Consider the following 16,362-nt stretch of genomic DNA (forward strand, 5'->3'; position numbering starts at 1 on the left):
TGCAAGCGGCGCATTCCCGCCAATGCCAAACCACGTCACCAAGCGCCGCATTCGGGCTGGTGCCGCCCCATGGGCCGGGCTAGGGTCGGCCCGCCCTACCCGGACCGGAGCCTGCCCCTATGCCTTTCACCCTCGCCACCTGGAACATCAATTCTGTCCGCCTGCGCGAACCGATTGTCCTCAAGCTGCTTGAGGAACAAGCGCCGGACGTTCTGTGCCTTCAAGAGTGCAAGAGCCCGGTCGACAAGATCCCGCGCGACGGGTTCAACGCCCTTGGCTATACCCACATGGTCGCGCGCGGTGACAAAGGTTATAATGGCGTCGCGATCCTGTCCAAACTGCCGATGGAAGAGGCGGGGGCCGAAGACTTCGCATCCCTCGGTCATGCCCGCCACATCGCAGGCCGTCTGGAAAACGGGGTCACCATCCACAACTTCTATGTTCCTGCAGGCGGCGACATTCCTGACCGAGAAAAGAACATCAAGTTTGGCCAAAAACTCGACTACCTGACTGAAATGCGCGACCATTTCAGCAGCACGAAGCCCGAGAAATCCATTCTCGTCGGCGATCTCAACATTGCCCCGCGCGATGATGACGTCTGGAGCCACAAGCAGCTCCTCAAGATCGTCAGCCACACGCCCATCGAAGTGGACCATCTGAACGCGGTGCAGGATGCGGGCGATTGGGTCGACATCACCCGCAAGGATATCCCCGAAGGCTTGCTTTACTCTTGGTGGTCCTACCGCGCCAAGGATTGGGATGCCGCTGACAAGGGGCGCCGCCTGGATCACGTGTGGGCAACCTCTGACATTGCCGGTGCCGCCCACTCCAGCCGGGTGTTGCGCGATGTGCGCGGTTGGGAAAAGCCAAGCGATCACGCCCCGGTCTTTGCCACCTTTGACCTTTGATTCCGGGGCGCAGGGGGCCATATAACCCCCAAGCCAAGAATGAGGATAAGACGATGATTGATTTGGGACTGTCCAGTGGGCCCGCTGATGCCGACCTGATCAAGGATGGATCAGAGGCCACCTTCATGGCCGATGTCGTCGAGATGAGCCAGACCGTGCCCGTGATCGTGGATTTCTGGGCCCCTTGGTGCGGACCGTGCAAGACGTTGGGCCCAATGCTCGAGGATGCCGTCAAGGCGGCTAAGGGCGCGGTCAAGATGGTCAAGATCAACGTGGACGAGGCCCAGATGATCGCGGGCCAATTGCAGGTGCAATCAATTCCCACGGTTTATGCCTTCTGGAAAGGGCAGCCGGTCGATGGGTTTCAAGGCGCGCAGCCCGGGTCGGAAATCACCGCTTTCATCGCCAGGGTTATCAAGACATCCGGCGGCGAGGCCCCCGGCGACAGCCTGAACGACGCGGTCGAGGCGGCTGAGGAAATGTTGACCGAAGGGGCGGCGGTTGATGCCGCACAAACCTTTGCTGCGATCCTTGGTGAAGACCCGGCCCATGCCGGGGCCTATGGTGGCCTCGTGCGCGCCCATATCGCGATGGACGATCTGGATCAGGCCGAGGCGATCCTGAACGGGGCACCTGCCGAAATCTCGACCGCGCCTGAATTGGAGGCCGCGCACGCCCAGTTGCAACTGGCGCGCCAGGCCGCGGATGCAGGTCCGGTAGCCGAATTGCGCGCGGCGGTTGAGGCATCGCCGGACGATCTGCAAGCGCGTTTCGATCTGGCCCAGGCCCTGCACGCAAGTGGAGATGCCGAAGCAGCGGTCGAGGAATTGCTGACGATCTTTGGCAAGGACAAGGAATGGAATGACGGGGCAGCCAAGGCGCAACTGTTCACCGTGTTTGATGCGCTCAAGCCCAACGATCCGATCGTATTGAACGGGCGGCGGCGTTTAAGCTCGATGATATTTGCCTGAGCCACTTGTCGGGCTAGCTCGCATTATATGATCAAGGTGAATGACCTTCCCGGAGCGATCCCGGTATTTCCTCTGCCGGGTGCGCTGCTTTTGCCGCGATCCCGGTTGCCCCTCCACATTTTTGAACCGCGCTATTTGCAGATGATGGATGACGCCCTCAAGACGCCGGGGCGACTGATCGGGATGGTGCAACCCAACGAGGTCGCAGGGCGGTCCGGGTCGGGACTGCACACCATCGGCTGTGCGGGCCGGATCACGCAGTTTTCCGAGACCGAGGACAATCGTTACCTGATCACACTATCGGGGATTTCCCGGTTCCGGGTGGTGAACGAAATCGAAGGCTTCACGCCCTATCGCAAGTGCGACGTGAACTGGGACGGGTTTGACCGGGACCGGGGCAACACCGAACAGGATACCAGCTTTGATCGGCCCGTGTTCCTTGATTTGTTGGGGCGATACTTCGACGCCCGCTCCCTCTCTGCCGATTGGGAAACGCTCAAGGAAGCGGACGACGAATTGCTGATCAATTCGCTCTCGATGATGCTGGATTTCGACCCTGAGGACAAACAGGCGCTGCTCGAAGCACCCTCGCTCAGCACGCGCCGCGAGACGTTGGTGACACTGATCGAATTCGAGATGCGCGGCGGTGAAGGGGATATGATGCAATGACGACAGATGTGGACCGCCGGATGCTGGAGGCGCTGATTTGCCCACAGACCCATGCGACATTGCGCTATGACGCGGCGGCGCAGGAGTTGATCTCGGACAGTGCGCATCTGGCCTATCCGATCCGAAACGGAATACCGGTCATGCTGGTGGATGAAGCGCGCAAGATCGACTGACGCGCCCGTAAGGCGGACGTGTCGTCCGCCCTGCCTACAAGGATTGGCCTTTCATCAGACGGGGCAAATCGCCTGTCAAACCTGCCGCTTCGCGGATAAAACTGCGCCGCAGGCCTGGCAGGGCGTTGATGACCCCCATACCAATGTCACGCACACCGCGCACCAGCGCGTTGTCGTTCGAAAACAGCTTGTTAAAGCTATCTGTCGCGACAGCGAGTGCCGTATTGTCAAATCGCCGCCATTGCTCGTAACGGGCCAGAACGGCCGCGCTGCCAAGGTCTTCGCCGCGCCGGGTGGCATCGGTGATCACTTCGGCCAGTGCCGCAATATCGCGCATCCCTGCATTCAGACCCTGACCTGCGATGGGGTGGACGCCGTGGGCCGCATCCCCGATCAGCGCCACGCGCTCGGCCACCAGATGGGTGGCCAGTGATAAGGACAGTGGATAGCTGAAGCGCTTCCCGGCAAGGCTGATCTCACCCAGAAAATCGCCGAAGCGGGGGCGCAGCATGGTCAGATAATCATCGTCCGGCAGCGCCTCGAAAGCGGTAGCATTCTGGGCCGTTTCGCTCCAGACAATGGAACTCACATTGCCGGGCAAGGGCAGGATCGCAAGCGGGCCGGAGGGCATGAAGAATTGGTGCGCAACGCCGTGATGCGGCTGTTCATGGGCGATGGCACAAACCAGTGCGGTTTGTTCATATCCCCACCCGGTGCGCTTGATGCCCGCGCGCGTGGCGGTGCCGCTGCCACGCCCATCGGCGCCGACAACCATCCGCCCGGTCAACGTCTTGCCAGAGGCCAACGTCACGGATGCGCCGCCTGCGCCGATGTGCTGGCTGGTCACCGTTTCACCTGCCAGATGCGTGACACCTGGCGTTTCCGACATGGCGTCAAGCAAGGCGCGCCGCAGATGGCGGTCCTGCACCATGTGACCCATGGGCCCTTCTTCGATTTCGGCGTGATCAAAGTGCATGAAAAAGGGGGAAGGCCCTTGGCCCGCGCGCCCGTCGGACACTTTGATTTCAAGGATGGGCTGGGTCCGCTCTGCGATACTGTCCCACACGCCGATCCCGTCGAGCAGGCGCTGCGAGGTCAGCGCCACCGCGTAGCTGCGCCCGTCAAAGGCAGCGTTTTTGCGCACCTTTTCGTCAAGCGCGTCAATCACCGTCACGTCGTGCCCCGTCTGAGCCAGCGCGATGGCAAGGATCGGCCCCGAAAGACCGCCGCCGATGATCAGGATGTCGCTGTCATATCTCATGCTCCGCAATATGGCCGTGTCCCAAGGATTGTCCATGCGTTGCGACGTCGCTACCGTCACCCTGAATGACGGAGGATATGATGCAAGAGTGGTTGAGCAAAAGCGCAAGTGATCTGGGGCGGGCCATTGGCGCGGGCGAGGTTGATCCGGTGAACCTTGCGCATGCGTTTTTCGAACGCATCAACGCCCATCCGTTACGCGACCGCATCTATGCGCGGGTGACCGAAGATCGCGCCATGGCCGAAGCGCTGGCAGCTTCTGACCGCGCAAAGGCGTGCGCGCGTTTGTCGCCGCTTGACGGAGTGCCGGTGAGTTGGAAGGATCTGTTTGACACCGCAGGGGTCGGGACCGAAGCGGGATCAAAGCTGTTGGCGGGCCGCGTGCCGGATACGGACGCGGTTGCCTTGCGCAATGCCACGGCTATGGGATTGGTCTGTCTGGGCAAAACGCACATGAGCGAGCTGGCGTTTTCGGGGTTGGGCTATAACCCCTCAACTGCGACACCGCCTTGCGTGAATGATGACGCGGCGGTGCCTGGGGGGTCATCCTCCGGTGCGGCGGCTTCGGTCGCCTTCGGGCTGGCCCCGGCGGCGATTGGGTCTGACACGGGTGGGTCCGTACGCATTCCGGCGGCCTGGAATGACATGGTGGGGTTGAAGACGACGGCTGGTCGCATCTCGATAGAAGGCTGTGTGCCGCTGAGCCTCAAATTCGACACGGTAGGCCCGTTGACCCGTACTGTTGAGGATGCCGCCGCACTGCTTGCCATTCTGGAAGGGGGGCGTGCCGCTGATTTGCGCGGTGCCGATCTGCGTGGCAAGCGGTTTGCGGCGCTTCAGACGGTGGTTCTGGAGGATATCCGAGACGCGCCAATGGCAGCCTATCACTCCGCGCTTGAGCGGTTGCAGGCGGCGGGGGCGACCATCGAACCCCTTGAAGTGCCTGAAGTTATCGGCGCGATGGAGAACGCGGGCCCCTTGCTGCCCGGTGAAGTCTATGGGCTGTGGCGCGATGTGATCGAGGCCAATCCGGATGCGATGTATTCCGAAATTCTGGAACGCTTCCGCCTTGGAGGGGCTTTCAGCGCGCCGGATTATAATGCAGCTTGGGCGCAATTGGATGGTGCGCGCGCCGCTTGGGACGCCGCCGCCACAGGGTTTGACGCCATCCTTGCGCCGACGGCACCGATCCTGCCTCCGAACCTCGAGCGGTTGAACACCGATAGCGCGTATTACAAGACCGAGAACCTGCTGGCTCTGCGCAACACCCGAATTGGCAACCTGATGGGCATCTGCGCGCTGACTTTGCCGACGGGGACGCCCAGTTGCGGCATCATGCTGATGGGTGCGCCTGACTGCGAAGAGGCATTGCTGCGCGTCGGTGTCGCGGCAGAGGCTGCACTGGCGTAATCCCAAGGACGCGTGCCGCGACGCGATGTTTAAGGGGGCCAGCCCCCCGTCCTTGCGGACTCCCCCCCGGCATTTTTTTTGAACAATGAAAGCTGCGTGCTGGCGGATTTGCCACAAGCTGCGCATTTGGCGTGGTTTTTCTGGACGAGAGTCAGGGCCTTGGGGTAGGATTGGACAACCGGGGCGTAAATGATCCCGAACCTGAGGCAGTTTTATGAAGTTTCCCGAGCGGTTTTCGAACCTTCCGGCTTATGCGTTCCCGCGTTTGCGCGAATTGTTGGATGTGCACGCAGCCGGTGGTGATGTCGTTCATATGACCATTGGCGAGCCCAAGCATGCCTTTCCGGCCTGGGTGACGGATGTGATTGCCGAGCATGCGGCAGGGTTCAACAACTACCCCCCCAATGAAGGCATTTCGGAGTTGCGCCTGGCGTTTTGTGACTGGCTTGACCGACGCTACGGCATTGAGATGGACCCGGATGCAAACGTGATGCCGCTGAACGGGACCCGCGAGGGGCTTTATAATGCGGGCATGGCCTTGTGTCCTGAGGTCAAGAACGGCCAGCGCCCCGCGGTGCTGATGCCCAATCCGTTTTATCAGGTCTATATGCTGGCCGCGATTTCGGCAGGGGCGGAGCCTGTGCTGGTGCCCGCCACAGCCGCGACGGGGCATCTGCCGGATTACGCCTCTGTCGACCCCGAGATTTTGAACCGCACCGTTGCCTGTTACATGTGCTCGCCTGCCAATCCGCAAGGCGCTGTTGCGGGTGCTGAGTATTGGCGCGACCTGATTGCACTGGCCGAGCGTTATGATTTCCAGATTTTCGCCGATGAGTGCTATTCCGAGATTTACCGCGATGTCCCGCCTGTGGGCGTTCTGGAATGTATCGGCGATGCGGACCCCGAGCGGGTGGTGGCCTTTCATTCGCTGTCCAAACGGTCGAACCTGCCGGGCTTGCGGTCTGGTTTCATTGTTGGCGGGCCTGCCACCATTGCCGAGGCCAAGCAGTTGCGCACCTATGCGGGCACGCCCTTGCCCACCCCCTTGCAACATGCGGCCGCTGCGGTCTGGGCGGACGAGGATCATGTGATCGACAACCGCGCGCAGTACCACGAGAAATACGACATGGCCGATCGCATCCTTGGGCATGTGCCCGGATACAGCGCGCCCGAGGCCGGGTTCTTCCTTTGGCTGCCGGTCGAGGATGGCGAGGCGGCGGCGCTGAAGCTGTGGCAGGCCACGGGGGTTCGGGTTCTACCCGGCGCGTATCTGGCGCGCGCAATCGACGGGGTGAACCCCGGTGACACATATATCCGGGCGGCACTGGTCGCCCCAAAGGCACAGACGGAGCGGGGGCTGACGGCTATTCGCGATACGCTCTATGCCGCGCAATAACGAGGGACGAAGCATGGCATATCAGACACGGCGTGATCCGCTTTTTGACCACACGATGCAGGCGGCGATTGAAAAACGCAGCCGCGAGCTGATCGGGATCGGACTGTTTGTGGTGGGCCTTATGGCGGCGGCCATGATGCTGAGCTATACGCCGGATGATCCCAACTGGATGGCTTCGACGGACGCACCTGTGCAGAACTGGATGGGGCGTACGGGCGCGTCGCTGGCGGCCCCGATGTTCATGATTGCGGGTTGGGGCGTGTTCGGGATTGCGATTGTCCTGCTGGTCTGGGGCGCGCGGTTTGTCCTGCATCGCGGGACAGAACGCGCACTTGGCCGCCTGATCTTTGCCCCCATCGCCATTGCATTCGGCTCGATCTACGCCGCCACGCTGCAACCCGAGGCCGCATGGCAGGCCACCCACGGCTTTGGCCTGGGCGGGCTGTTTGGCGATACGGTCATGGCCTTTATCCTGACGGCGCTGCCGGTCGGGTCGACATTCACGGTCAAGCTGATGTCGCTGATCATGGCGGCAGGCATCGTGGTATTCGGGGCCTTTGTGCTGGGCTTTACCCGGCCCGAAATCGCGCGCTGCATTCGGTTCATGCTGGTCGGTCTGGTGATGGCCTATGCAGGTATCATGACGGTTCTGGGTCGCGGGGCGAGTGGGGCCGTGCAAGCCGCCCGCGCCATGCAGGACCGCCAGAACGCGCGCAAGGCTGAGCGTGCCGCCCTTGCGGCGGAGGCCGAGGCCTATGCGGTCAGCGTGCCCCCGATCCCGGAATATGAAGAAGCGAACTACGAAGAGCCTGTCAAAACCGGCTTGCTCGCGCGGATGCCCGCATTGATCAAGCGCCCTGAGCCGACCTCGCAAGAGCTGCCGGAAATGGAGCTTGTGCAGCCCTATCACGATGTCGATGGGGTCGAAGCGCCGGGCGCGGATCGCATCAAGAACAAGATCACCGATGTGATCAAATCGCGCGTGCGGTCGAACCCGGCGGTGCAAGCAGAATCGGTGGCACCCCTGACCAAAGGGCGGGGTCGCGGCCCGGATCCGCTGGTCTTGAACACGACGCCGCACACGACGTTGCCGCCCGAACCTCCGCTGACGGCTGCGGCGTCCTTGCGCCGGATTGAGCCCCCTCTGTCGTCGCCATCCGCGCCTGCATACGCGGACGTCGATCAAGTGGTTGAGTTTGACGATACGCCGAAGGAACCGGACGTGCCCTCACCCTTGGCCGCAGCGCCTGCAATTCCAGTAGCCGAACCGCGCAAAGTGGTGCAGCAGCCTGCGCGCAAACCCGTGCAACCGAGCAGCCGCGCCCAGGCCGAGGCGCAACCTGCGCTGAAATTCGAAGACACGCATCCCGGCTTTGAACTGCCGCCGCTAAACCTGCTTGAAAATCCGATCGAAGTGCAGCGCCATCATCTAAGTGACGAGGCCCTCGAAGAAAATGCGCGGATGCTGGAAAACGTGCTGGATGACTACGGCGTCAAGGGCGAGATCGTCGCCGTGCGTCCCGGGCCTGTGGTTACGATGTATGAACTGGAACCGGCACCGGGTCTGAAAGCCAGCCGCGTAATCGGTCTGGCGGATGATATCGCGCGGTCCATGGCGGCGCTGTCGGCGCGCGTGTCGACCGTGCCCGGCCGGTCTGTGATCGGAATCGAACTGCCAAATGAGAACCGCGAAAAGGTGGTGCTGCGCGAAATCCTGTCGACGCGTGATTTCGGCGACGGCAACCAGAAGCTACCCCTTGCCCTAGGGAAAGACATTGGCGGTGATCCTGTTGTCGCCAACCTTGCCAAGATGCCTCACCTGCTGATTGCGGGGACGACCGGGTCGGGTAAGTCGGTCGCAATCAATACGATGATCCTCAGCCTGCTTTACAAGCTGACGCCCGAGGAATGCCGGTTGATCATGATCGACCCCAAGATGCTGGAATTGAGCGTCTATGACGGCATCCCACATCTGCTGTCGCCCGTTGTGACAGACCCCAAGAAGGCGGTTGTGGCCCTCAAATGGGTCGTGGGTGAAATGGAAGAACGCTATCGCAAGATGTCCAAGATGGGCGTGCGCAACATCGACGGCTATAATGGCCGGGTCAAAGAGGCGCTGGCCAAGGACGAAATGTTCAGTCGCACCGTGCAGACCGGCTTTGACGATGACTCGGGCGAGCCAATCTTTGAGACCGAGGAATTCGCGCCCGAAGCGATGCCCTATATCGTCGTGATCGTGGACGAGATGGCCGACCTGATGATGGTTGCGGGCAAGGAAATCGAGGCGTGCATCCAGCGTCTTGCGCAGATGGCGCGGGCCTCGGGCATTCATTTGATCATGGCCACACAGCGCCCGTCAGTCGATGTGATCACCGGCACGATCAAGGCAAACTTCCCCACGCGGATCAGTTTCCAGGTGACCTCCAAAATCGACAGCCGGACGATTCTGGGCGAGATGGGGGCCGAACAACTCCTCGGCATGGGCGACATGCTCTATATGGCCGGTGGGGCCAAGATCACCCGTTGCCACGGGCCGTTCGTTTCGGACGAAGAGGTCGAGGAGATCGTGAACCACCTCAAGGCCTTTGGCGCGCCGGACTATGTTAGCGGCGTGGTGGAAGGGCCGGATGAGGACAAGGAAAACAACATCGACGCGGTGCTTGGTCTTGGCGGGAACACGGATGGCGAAGATGCGCTTTATGACACTGCCGTCGCCATCGTAATCAAGGATCGCAAGTGCTCGACCAGCTATATCCAGCGCAAGCTGGCCATTGGCTACAACAAGGCTGCGCGCCTTGTCGAGCAGATGGAGGACGAGGGCGTGGTGAGCCCGGCCAACCACGTGGGCAAGCGCGACATCCTGGTGCCTGAGCAAGGTTGAGCCCGCTGAAATAATCGGGCCCGGCAGGGAACTGCCGGGCCTTGATCACCGTTGCTATCGCATAACACCCGCCCGCGCCCTATATCCGGGACAACAGGCGACGACCAGGAAAGGTGCGCGATATGAAGATGATGACACGGATCGCAGCAATGGCCATTGCGGCCCTGACGGCACAAACGGCATGGGCAGACAAACTGCCTCTTAACAGCATTTCAAGCTATCTCAATGACCTGAAGACGGCCCAAGGCAGCTTTACCCAGATCAATGATGATGGGACGATTGATACCGGCACGGTCTATATCAAGCGCCCGGGCAAGATGCGGTTTGAGTACAACGCCCCCAACACATCGCTGGTCGTGGCCAGTGCCAACGCGGTGTATATTGCAGATTCCAAATCGAACCAGCCGCCCGAAACCTATCCGTTGCGGCGCACGCCGCTGTCGCTGATTTTGGCGCGCAATGTAAACCTGGGCCGAGCCAACATGGTCACGGGGCACAGCTTTGACGGGACGGCGACGATTGTGACGGCGCAGGATCCCGAAAACCCCGAATACGGCAACATCCAGATGAAGTTCACCGACAGCCCGGTGCAGCTGCGCCAATGGGTCGTGAATGACAGCGGTGGCGGGCAAACTACAGTCGTACTGGGTGAGTTGAGTACAGGCGGCTCACTGTCGAACCGCCTGTTTGATGCACCACGCGGGCGCAGCAACTGATCCCGCTCAGCAGGACCGCAGCTGCATCGCATACATGTCCGAGCGGGCGTCCACTTCGCCCGCGACACGCAACAGCCACGGCTTCGAATTATAGCTGCCTCGGGCAAAGCCCGTCCGCCCCTCGTGATAGGCAAGGTACTGGTTGCGCGTATCGGTCAACGGCACGCCCAGTCCTTCATAGGTTTTGGTCATGTACCAGCCCATGAAATCCGTCGCATCGCCGATCCGATCCCGGCGGGATGACCGTTTGCCGGTCTCGCGCTGATATTCCTCCCACGTGCCGTCAAGCGCCTGGCTATAGCCGAAGGCGCTGGACTGACGGCCAATCGGGATCACCCCGGCGGCATAGCGGTTTGGGGTGCGTGCGTCGGAAATGAACTTACTTTCCTGATAGATGGTCGCCATCTGCACGTGGACGGGTACGCCGTATTTGCGTTCGGTGGCCTTGAAGGCCCTCAGATATTCCGGGCGCTCGCGGACAATGGAACATGCGTTGTCCAGCTGATTGGGGGCCGTACCCGACCCGCCGCCGCAACTGGCCGCCAACAATACCAATGCCAAAGCGCGAAAGAGTTTGCTCATCTGCCTCACTCGCTTTTTTATGTTTTTTTGAAGTGTAGCGAAAAAATCGACGGGTGGGAATCACGTTTTCTAGAGAACGGCCGCCAAAAGCAGCGGCAGCGCGCCGACGGACATCAACGTCGAGGCGACCACCAGCCCCGCCACCGATTGCGCATCGGCCCCGTATTTCTCGGCCAGCAGATACGAGGTCACCGCCACCGGGGTCGCCACCTGGAGGACCAGCACGCCGAAGGCGATGGGATCGAGCGCAAAATGGCGTCCGACGACCCAGGCAATCGCGACACACAAGGCCAGCTTGATCGCCGACAAAAGAGCGGCGAACGCAAGACCCCGCCCCGACAGTCGTGCGACGGCAACGCCAAGGGTGATCAGCATCATCGGAATCGCCATTTGCCCCACAAGGGTCAGCGTGTTCGTCAGGAATGGCGGGATTTGCCAGCCTTGCCACAAGAACAGCGCGCCCAGCACCGTGCCCCAGACCAGCGGCTCACGCAGCACCTTGCTAAAGGATCCGGCACCCGCAACCAGCCAGATCCCGAAGGTGTAGGACCACAGCGCCATGATCGCGAAGACGATGATCGCATAGCTGAGCCCGATCTCTCCAAACGCGAAAAGGGCCAGGGGCAGGCCCAAATTGCCCGTGTTTCCAAAGATCAGCGGCGCGGTGTAGGTGCGCGTTTGCAGGCGCAGGGCCTTGACGAGGACGAGAAACACCACCGTTACAGCGACGTAGGATACCACCGACGCCAGCGAAAGCGCCCTCAGGGCGGCGGGGTCGATCTGGGTCCGCATCAGCGACACGAAGATCAGGCAGGGCAATGACAGGGTCATCGCCAGTTGCGTCACGAACTGGATGCGGTACTCAAGACCCGCCTTGACCCACGCAAAGCCGATCCCCGCCAAAAGGAAGACGGGCGCGACGATTTCCAGCACTGTTAAGATAAGGTTCACAGACTGTTTCCAGCAAAAATGTGCTCAATTATTGGACAACTGTCCCTTGCAACGTGTAGTCACGGTCGATAGGGGGCGCAACGCTATGCTGAGAACACGCGCAAAATATCATCTGGGCCAGATCGTGCGGCATAAGAAACACCCCTTTCGCGGGGTGGTCTTTGACGTGGACCCCGAGTTTTCGAACACGGACGAGTGGTACGAAGCGATCCCCGAAGACAGCCGCCCCAAGAAGGCGCAGCCGTTTTACCACCTGCTCGCCGAGAACGATCAAAGCTATTACGTGGCCTACGTGTCCGAGCAGAACCTTGTTGCGGACTATTCCGGCGAGCCTGTGGATCACCCGGACATTCCGGATCTGTTCGGCCCGTTCGAGGACGGCACCTATCCGTTGCACTTCCAGCTGAACTGACGGTGGCGGGCGACACGCCCGCCTTACGCCTCAGTACCCAAGCGCGCAGCCATCCTTGCGCGGATCACTTGCACCTTCCAGCACGCCATCATCCCGCATCAGGATCGCTTGCGCCCCGCCAATCGCGGTGTCAGGGATGCTGACCTTGTGGCCAAGATCGCTTAACTCGGCGCGTACAGCATCCGAATACCCTCGCTCGACCTTCATATCGCCCTGATCGGAAAACGCGCGCGGTGCATCGATCGCGCCCTGCGGATCAAGTCCAAAGTCCACCAGATTGGACACAAGACGCGCATGACCGTTGGGCTGGTAGGCCCCGCCCATCACGCCAAACGGCATGAACGGCTTGCCGTTTTTGGCCAGCATGCCCGGAATGATCGTGTGCATCGGCCGCTTATCGCCCTTGAGCTCGTTCGGGTGCCCTTCTTCCAGCGTGAACCCGGCCCCGCGATTTTGCAGGAGGATACCGAATTTTTCAGACGCAATGCCGGAGCCAAAACCGTGAAAGATCGAATAGATCAGGGACACGGCCATCCCGTCGCGGTCCACCACGGTGATATAAATCGTATCCTTGTGGACCTGTTCGCTGATCGGAGCGGCTGCGGTCATCGCTTTGCGCGGATCGATCAATGCGGCCAATTGAGACGCCGTTTCCGGCGCAAGCATGTGGTCGAGCCGGTTGGTGTAATCCGCATCCGCGAGGAATCGATTGCGCGCATCATAGGCGAGTTTGGCGGCCTCGGCCTCGATATGGGCGCGCTGGCTGCCCCAAGGGTTCATGCCTGCGATGTCAAATTGCGCAAGGATGTTCAGCATCAGATTGCCAGTGGCCCCTTGCCCGTTTGGCGGATGTTCGACCATATCGACGTCTTTGTATGCCGCGCTGATCGGGGTGGTTGGCGTGCTGGTGTGATCCGCAAAGTCCCGTGCGCTGTGCTTGCCCCCAAGGGCGCTGAGCGCGGCGAGCATATCGTCCGCGACTTCGCCAGCGTAGAATGCATCCCGCCCGTCTTTTGCGATACGGCGCAGTACCTCGGCCTGACCGGGGGCTGCAAATACCTGGCCCACCGCAGGGATTTTGCCATTGATCGAATAATGCAGGCGGGCGGCACCCTGCAGGACGGTTGCGTCCTTGGCCCAGTCGAAGGCAACGCGGGGGGCCACCGGCACTCCGGTTTCGGCATAGTGGATCGCTGGTGCCAGAATCGCATCAAGGCCAAGTGTGCCAACTGTATCTGCCAGAGTGCAAAAGGCGTCGATGGCACCGGGAATGGTCACGGCGTCCGCGCTGTAGGGGGGGACCACCGTGTCACCGCGACTGCGCAAATCTGCGGCATCCAGTGCCGCGGGCGCGCGCCCCGACCCGTTCATCGACTTGATCTGACCGTCCGGCCCGGACCACAAGACAAAGCAATCGCCACCAATGCCGGTCATTTGCGGCTCGCATATGCCAAGCAGAACGGCCCCCGCGATTGCGGCATCCATAGCGTTGCCGCCTGATTTCAGGATTTCGATTGCGGTTTGTGCGGCCAGCGGATGCGATGTTGCGCACATCCCTGACGTCGCAAGGACAGGCGAACGGCCCGGCAAGTGGAAATCGCGCATGAAAGACCTCTCCGGCGATGGTAGACGCGGGCACCCTACTCGAGGGGCGTCTGTTGTCTACTCGAATGTCGGAAAAGAAAGTTCCTCGGTGCCGCGCACTGGGTGGGGGCTATTACACGCGGCACCGAGGGAAGCTATATGCAGCTACACTGAGATGTATCGCCGTAAATCAGGGCAGAAATGTGATCAGGGCGGGGCCGTTTTGCGAAGTTTTTGCAAGTGGCGAGAATGTGCTGCTGCGGCTTGGCCCAATGGGCCAACTGTCGCCGTTTTGCTAGGTATCAGGCTTGGTATCCTGCTTACTTAGGCCATCGCCACCGCAAGCCGCAATGTCAGGCGGTTCTGCGGCGCGATCCGTTGATAGGTCACGTCCTTGGCCAGATCCTTGATCAGGAACCAGCCAAACCCGCCTTCGGGGATGTCACAAAAATCCACGTCCAGATTCGCAGCTTGCCCTAGCGGTGTGCGCCCATTTGGCATGCCGCGGCCTTCGTCAATGACGGTCAGGTGCAGGCCGTCGGTTGCGTGTTTGCATGCGATATTGATCGGACCTGCAGGATCGCCTTCGGGATAGGCATGCTCGACAATGTTGTTCAACGCTTCGGCCATGACCAGTTCGACTGTTCCGATTTCTTCCACATCCAGGTCGAGTGGCCCAAGCCCCGCCAAAAGCTCTTTGAGTGCTGCACGCACCGCCAACTCGCTACTTTGAACGCACACTCGGATATCGGGCATCTGTGAAACGAATGACATAACGCTTTCTTTCATCAGGATCGACACATCAGGCTCTCAATTCGGTCAGGGCACCGTCGAGAGTGGGAAATACGGGGAACACGCTGTCCATGCGGGTCAGGCGAAATACCTTGTCGACCGTCGGCGTCAGACCGGCCAGTGCGAGGGTGCGGGCCTGTCCCATATTCTTCATCGCGGCGACAATCGCGCCAAGCCCGCTTGAATCGATAAACTGCACCTCGCTCAGATCCAGAATGACGGTCTCACTGCCCCCATCCGTCGAGGCGCGCATGGCGTCCTTGAATTCAATCGCAACGGCTGCATCAATGCGCGCATCATGCACCGACACCACTTGCAGGTTATCCTCTGATCGGCTGCGAAGATCCATGTATGCCCTCTTGCAATTGTCTGGTTACATTGCGTGTGTAGGCTCCAATCGTTACCAATCAGTTTCTATTCGCCAAGATCGGAGGTCAGAGCATGAAACCAGTCGTGATAGCGGGTGCGGCCCGTACGCCCATGGGCGGTTTTCAGGGTGCTTTGTCCAACATGACAGCCTCCGACCTTGGCGGTATCGCGATCAAACACGCATTGGATGGCGCAGGAACCGACACGGCGGATGAGGTGCTGATGGGTTGCGTCTTGCCTGCGGGCCAAGGGCAGGCCCCTGCGCGGCAGGCCGGGTTCGCCGCAGGTCTGGGCGAAGAGGTGCCAGCCACCACCCTTAACAAGATGTGCGGATCGGGCATGAAGGCGGCGATGTTCGCCTATGATCAGATCGCCTTGGGCCAGGCGGATACGATGATCGCCGGCGGTATGGAGAGCATGACAAATGCGCCCTATGTCCTGCCCAAAATGCGGGGTGGGGCGCGGCTGGGTCATGGGCAGGTCATCGACCACATGTTCCTTGATGGGCTTGAGGATGCCTATGACAAGGGCCGTCTGATGGGCACTTTCGCCGAGGATTGCGCCGAAACCTACCAGTTCACCCGCGACATTCAGGACAATTATGCGCTGGCCTCGCTCGCGCGGGCGCAGGCTGCGATTGAAACTGGCGCGTTCGCGGCCGAAGTCGCACCCGTCGGCATCACGTCACGCAAAGGATCCGTAACCGTCGATCAGGATGAACAGCCAGGCACCGCACGCCCTGATAAAATCCCGCATCTCAAACCAGCTTTCCGCGAGGGCGGCACGGTTACGGCCGCCAACTCTTCGTCGATCTCGGACGGGGCGGCGGCCTTGCTGTTGGCCAGCGAAGATGCCGCAAAGGCGCAAAACCTGAACATCCGCGCGCATATTGTGGGCCATGCGAGCCACGCGCAGGCCCCCGGATTGTTCACAACGGCCCCCATCCCTGCGGCGCAAAAACTGCTGGACCGGATCGGGTGGCGCAAAGAGGACGTCGACCTGTGGGAGGTGAACGAAGCCTTTGCCGTCGTGCCCCTCGCATTCATGCATGAAATGGGGTTGAGCCATGAGATCGTGAACGTGAACGGTGGTGCCTGCGCTTTGGGCCATCCAATCGGCGCATCAGGCGCGCGGATCATGGTCACGTTGCTGCACGCCCTCGAGGCGCGAAACCTCAAACGAGGGGTGGCGGCGATTTGCATCGGTGGCGGCGAAGGCACGGCCATCGCGATTGAGCGGGTCTGATCCTTCCCCCAAAAGAACACCGGTCTGTTTGAAAATACCACCA

At 60.9% G+C, this 16,362-nt stretch carries 16 protein-coding genes; 10 read left to right on the forward strand and 6 right to left on the reverse strand.

Annotation, left to right across the window (positions count from 1 at the left end; translation table 11 throughout):
* Positions 1-119: 119 nt before the first annotated feature.
* The 4 genes from Q0908_RS13690 to Q0908_RS13705 are packed head-to-tail and all read left to right on the forward strand — an operon-like array spanning position 120 to position 2,721.
* Positions 120-908: an exodeoxyribonuclease III gene (locus Q0908_RS13690; protein WP_299285380.1), complete on the forward strand. Its 789-nt coding sequence runs from the start codon at positions 120-122 to the stop codon at positions 906-908.
* A gap of 53 nt (positions 909-961) precedes the next feature.
* Complete coding sequence (trxA, locus tag Q0908_RS13695) at positions 962-1,879, forward strand: thioredoxin (RefSeq protein WP_299285384.1); 918 nt, start codon at positions 962-964, stop codon at positions 1,877-1,879.
* Between the two features lie 27 nt (positions 1,880-1,906).
* A complete protein-coding gene (locus tag Q0908_RS13700) occupies positions 1,907-2,548 on the forward strand; it encodes an LON peptidase substrate-binding domain-containing protein (protein WP_299285388.1) in 642 nt (213 codons plus the stop codon).
* Positions 2,545-2,721: a Trm112 family protein gene (locus tag Q0908_RS13705; RefSeq protein WP_299285391.1), complete on the forward strand. Its 177-nt coding sequence runs from the start codon at positions 2,545-2,547 to the stop codon at positions 2,719-2,721. Before Q0908_RS13700 ends, Q0908_RS13705 begins: the two co-directional genes overlap by 4 nt.
* Before the next feature lie 34 nt (positions 2,722-2,755).
* Here Q0908_RS13705 and Q0908_RS13710 read toward each other — a convergent pair whose 3' ends face one another.
* Positions 2,756-3,982, reverse strand: coding sequence for an FAD-dependent monooxygenase (locus Q0908_RS13710; RefSeq protein WP_299285394.1), 1,227 nt, complete (start codon positions 3,980-3,982; stop codon positions 2,756-2,758).
* An 80-nt stretch (positions 3,983-4,062) separates the two neighbouring features.
* Between Q0908_RS13710 and Q0908_RS13715 the strand changes: the two genes are divergently transcribed.
* From Q0908_RS13715 to Q0908_RS13730, 4 genes are all read left to right on the forward strand, one after another.
* The gene (locus Q0908_RS13715; RefSeq protein ID WP_299285397.1) at positions 4,063-5,391 is read left to right on the forward strand and encodes an amidase family protein; all 1,329 of its coding nucleotides are present in this window, start codon (positions 4,063-4,065) and stop codon (positions 5,389-5,391) included.
* A 214-nt stretch (positions 5,392-5,605) separates the two neighbouring features.
* Positions 5,606-6,787 (forward strand): aminotransferase class I/II-fold pyridoxal phosphate-dependent enzyme, encoded by a 1,182-nt coding sequence (locus tag Q0908_RS13720; RefSeq protein ID WP_299285400.1) that lies wholly within the window; start codon positions 5,606-5,608, stop codon positions 6,785-6,787.
* Positions 6,788-6,800: 13 nt separating this feature from the next.
* The gene (locus tag Q0908_RS13725) at positions 6,801-9,668 is read left to right on the forward strand and encodes a DNA translocase FtsK (protein WP_299285402.1); all 2,868 of its coding nucleotides are present in this window, start codon (positions 6,801-6,803) and stop codon (positions 9,666-9,668) included.
* A 128-nt stretch (positions 9,669-9,796) separates the two neighbouring features.
* Positions 9,797-10,384: an outer membrane lipoprotein carrier protein LolA gene (locus Q0908_RS13730; protein ID WP_299285465.1), complete on the forward strand. Its 588-nt coding sequence runs from the start codon at positions 9,797-9,799 to the stop codon at positions 10,382-10,384.
* 6 nt (positions 10,385-10,390) lie between these two features.
* Here Q0908_RS13730 and Q0908_RS13735 read toward each other — a convergent pair whose 3' ends face one another.
* On the reverse strand, positions 10,391-10,966 hold the full coding sequence (locus Q0908_RS13735; RefSeq protein WP_299285405.1) for a lytic transglycosylase: 576 nt from the start codon (positions 10,964-10,966) through the stop codon (positions 10,391-10,393).
* A 69-nt stretch (positions 10,967-11,035) separates the two neighbouring features.
* Positions 11,036-11,917, reverse strand: a complete 882-nt coding sequence (locus Q0908_RS13740; protein ID WP_299285408.1) for an AEC family transporter — start codon at positions 11,915-11,917, stop codon at positions 11,036-11,038.
* Between the two features lie 85 nt (positions 11,918-12,002).
* Between Q0908_RS13740 and hspQ the strand changes: the two genes are divergently transcribed.
* Positions 12,003-12,329: a heat shock protein HspQ gene (gene hspQ, locus Q0908_RS13745; RefSeq protein ID WP_299147116.1), complete on the forward strand. Its 327-nt coding sequence runs from the start codon at positions 12,003-12,005 to the stop codon at positions 12,327-12,329.
* A gap of 30 nt (positions 12,330-12,359) precedes the next feature.
* On the opposite strand, the gene Q0908_RS13750 is transcribed toward hspQ, so the two are convergent.
* The 3 genes from Q0908_RS13750 to Q0908_RS13760 all read right to left on the reverse strand — a co-directional run bounded on the left by Q0908_RS13750 (position 12,360) and on the right by Q0908_RS13760 (position 15,054).
* On the reverse strand, positions 12,360-13,934 hold the full coding sequence (locus Q0908_RS13750; protein WP_299285412.1) for a gamma-glutamyltransferase family protein: 1,575 nt from the start codon (positions 13,932-13,934) through the stop codon (positions 12,360-12,362).
* A 303-nt stretch (positions 13,935-14,237) separates the two neighbouring features.
* Positions 14,238-14,687 (reverse strand): ATP-binding protein, encoded by a 450-nt coding sequence (locus Q0908_RS13755; RefSeq protein ID WP_299285415.1) that lies wholly within the window; start codon positions 14,685-14,687, stop codon positions 14,238-14,240.
* Positions 14,688-14,715: 28 nt separating this feature from the next.
* Entirely contained in the window at positions 14,716-15,054 is a 339-nt protein-coding gene (locus Q0908_RS13760) for an STAS domain-containing protein (protein WP_299285419.1), read from the reverse strand.
* Between the two features lie 92 nt (positions 15,055-15,146).
* Here Q0908_RS13760 and Q0908_RS13765 point away from each other — a divergent pair, with 92 nt between their 5' ends.
* The gene (locus tag Q0908_RS13765; protein ID WP_299285422.1) at positions 15,147-16,319 is read left to right on the forward strand and encodes an acetyl-CoA C-acyltransferase; all 1,173 of its coding nucleotides are present in this window, start codon (positions 15,147-15,149) and stop codon (positions 16,317-16,319) included.
* Positions 16,320-16,362 lie beyond the last annotated feature (43 nt).

Origin of the sequence: uncultured Tateyamaria sp. (assembly GCF_947494755.1) — a bacterium.
GTDB lineage: Bacteria > Pseudomonadota > Alphaproteobacteria > Rhodobacterales > Rhodobacteraceae > Tateyamaria.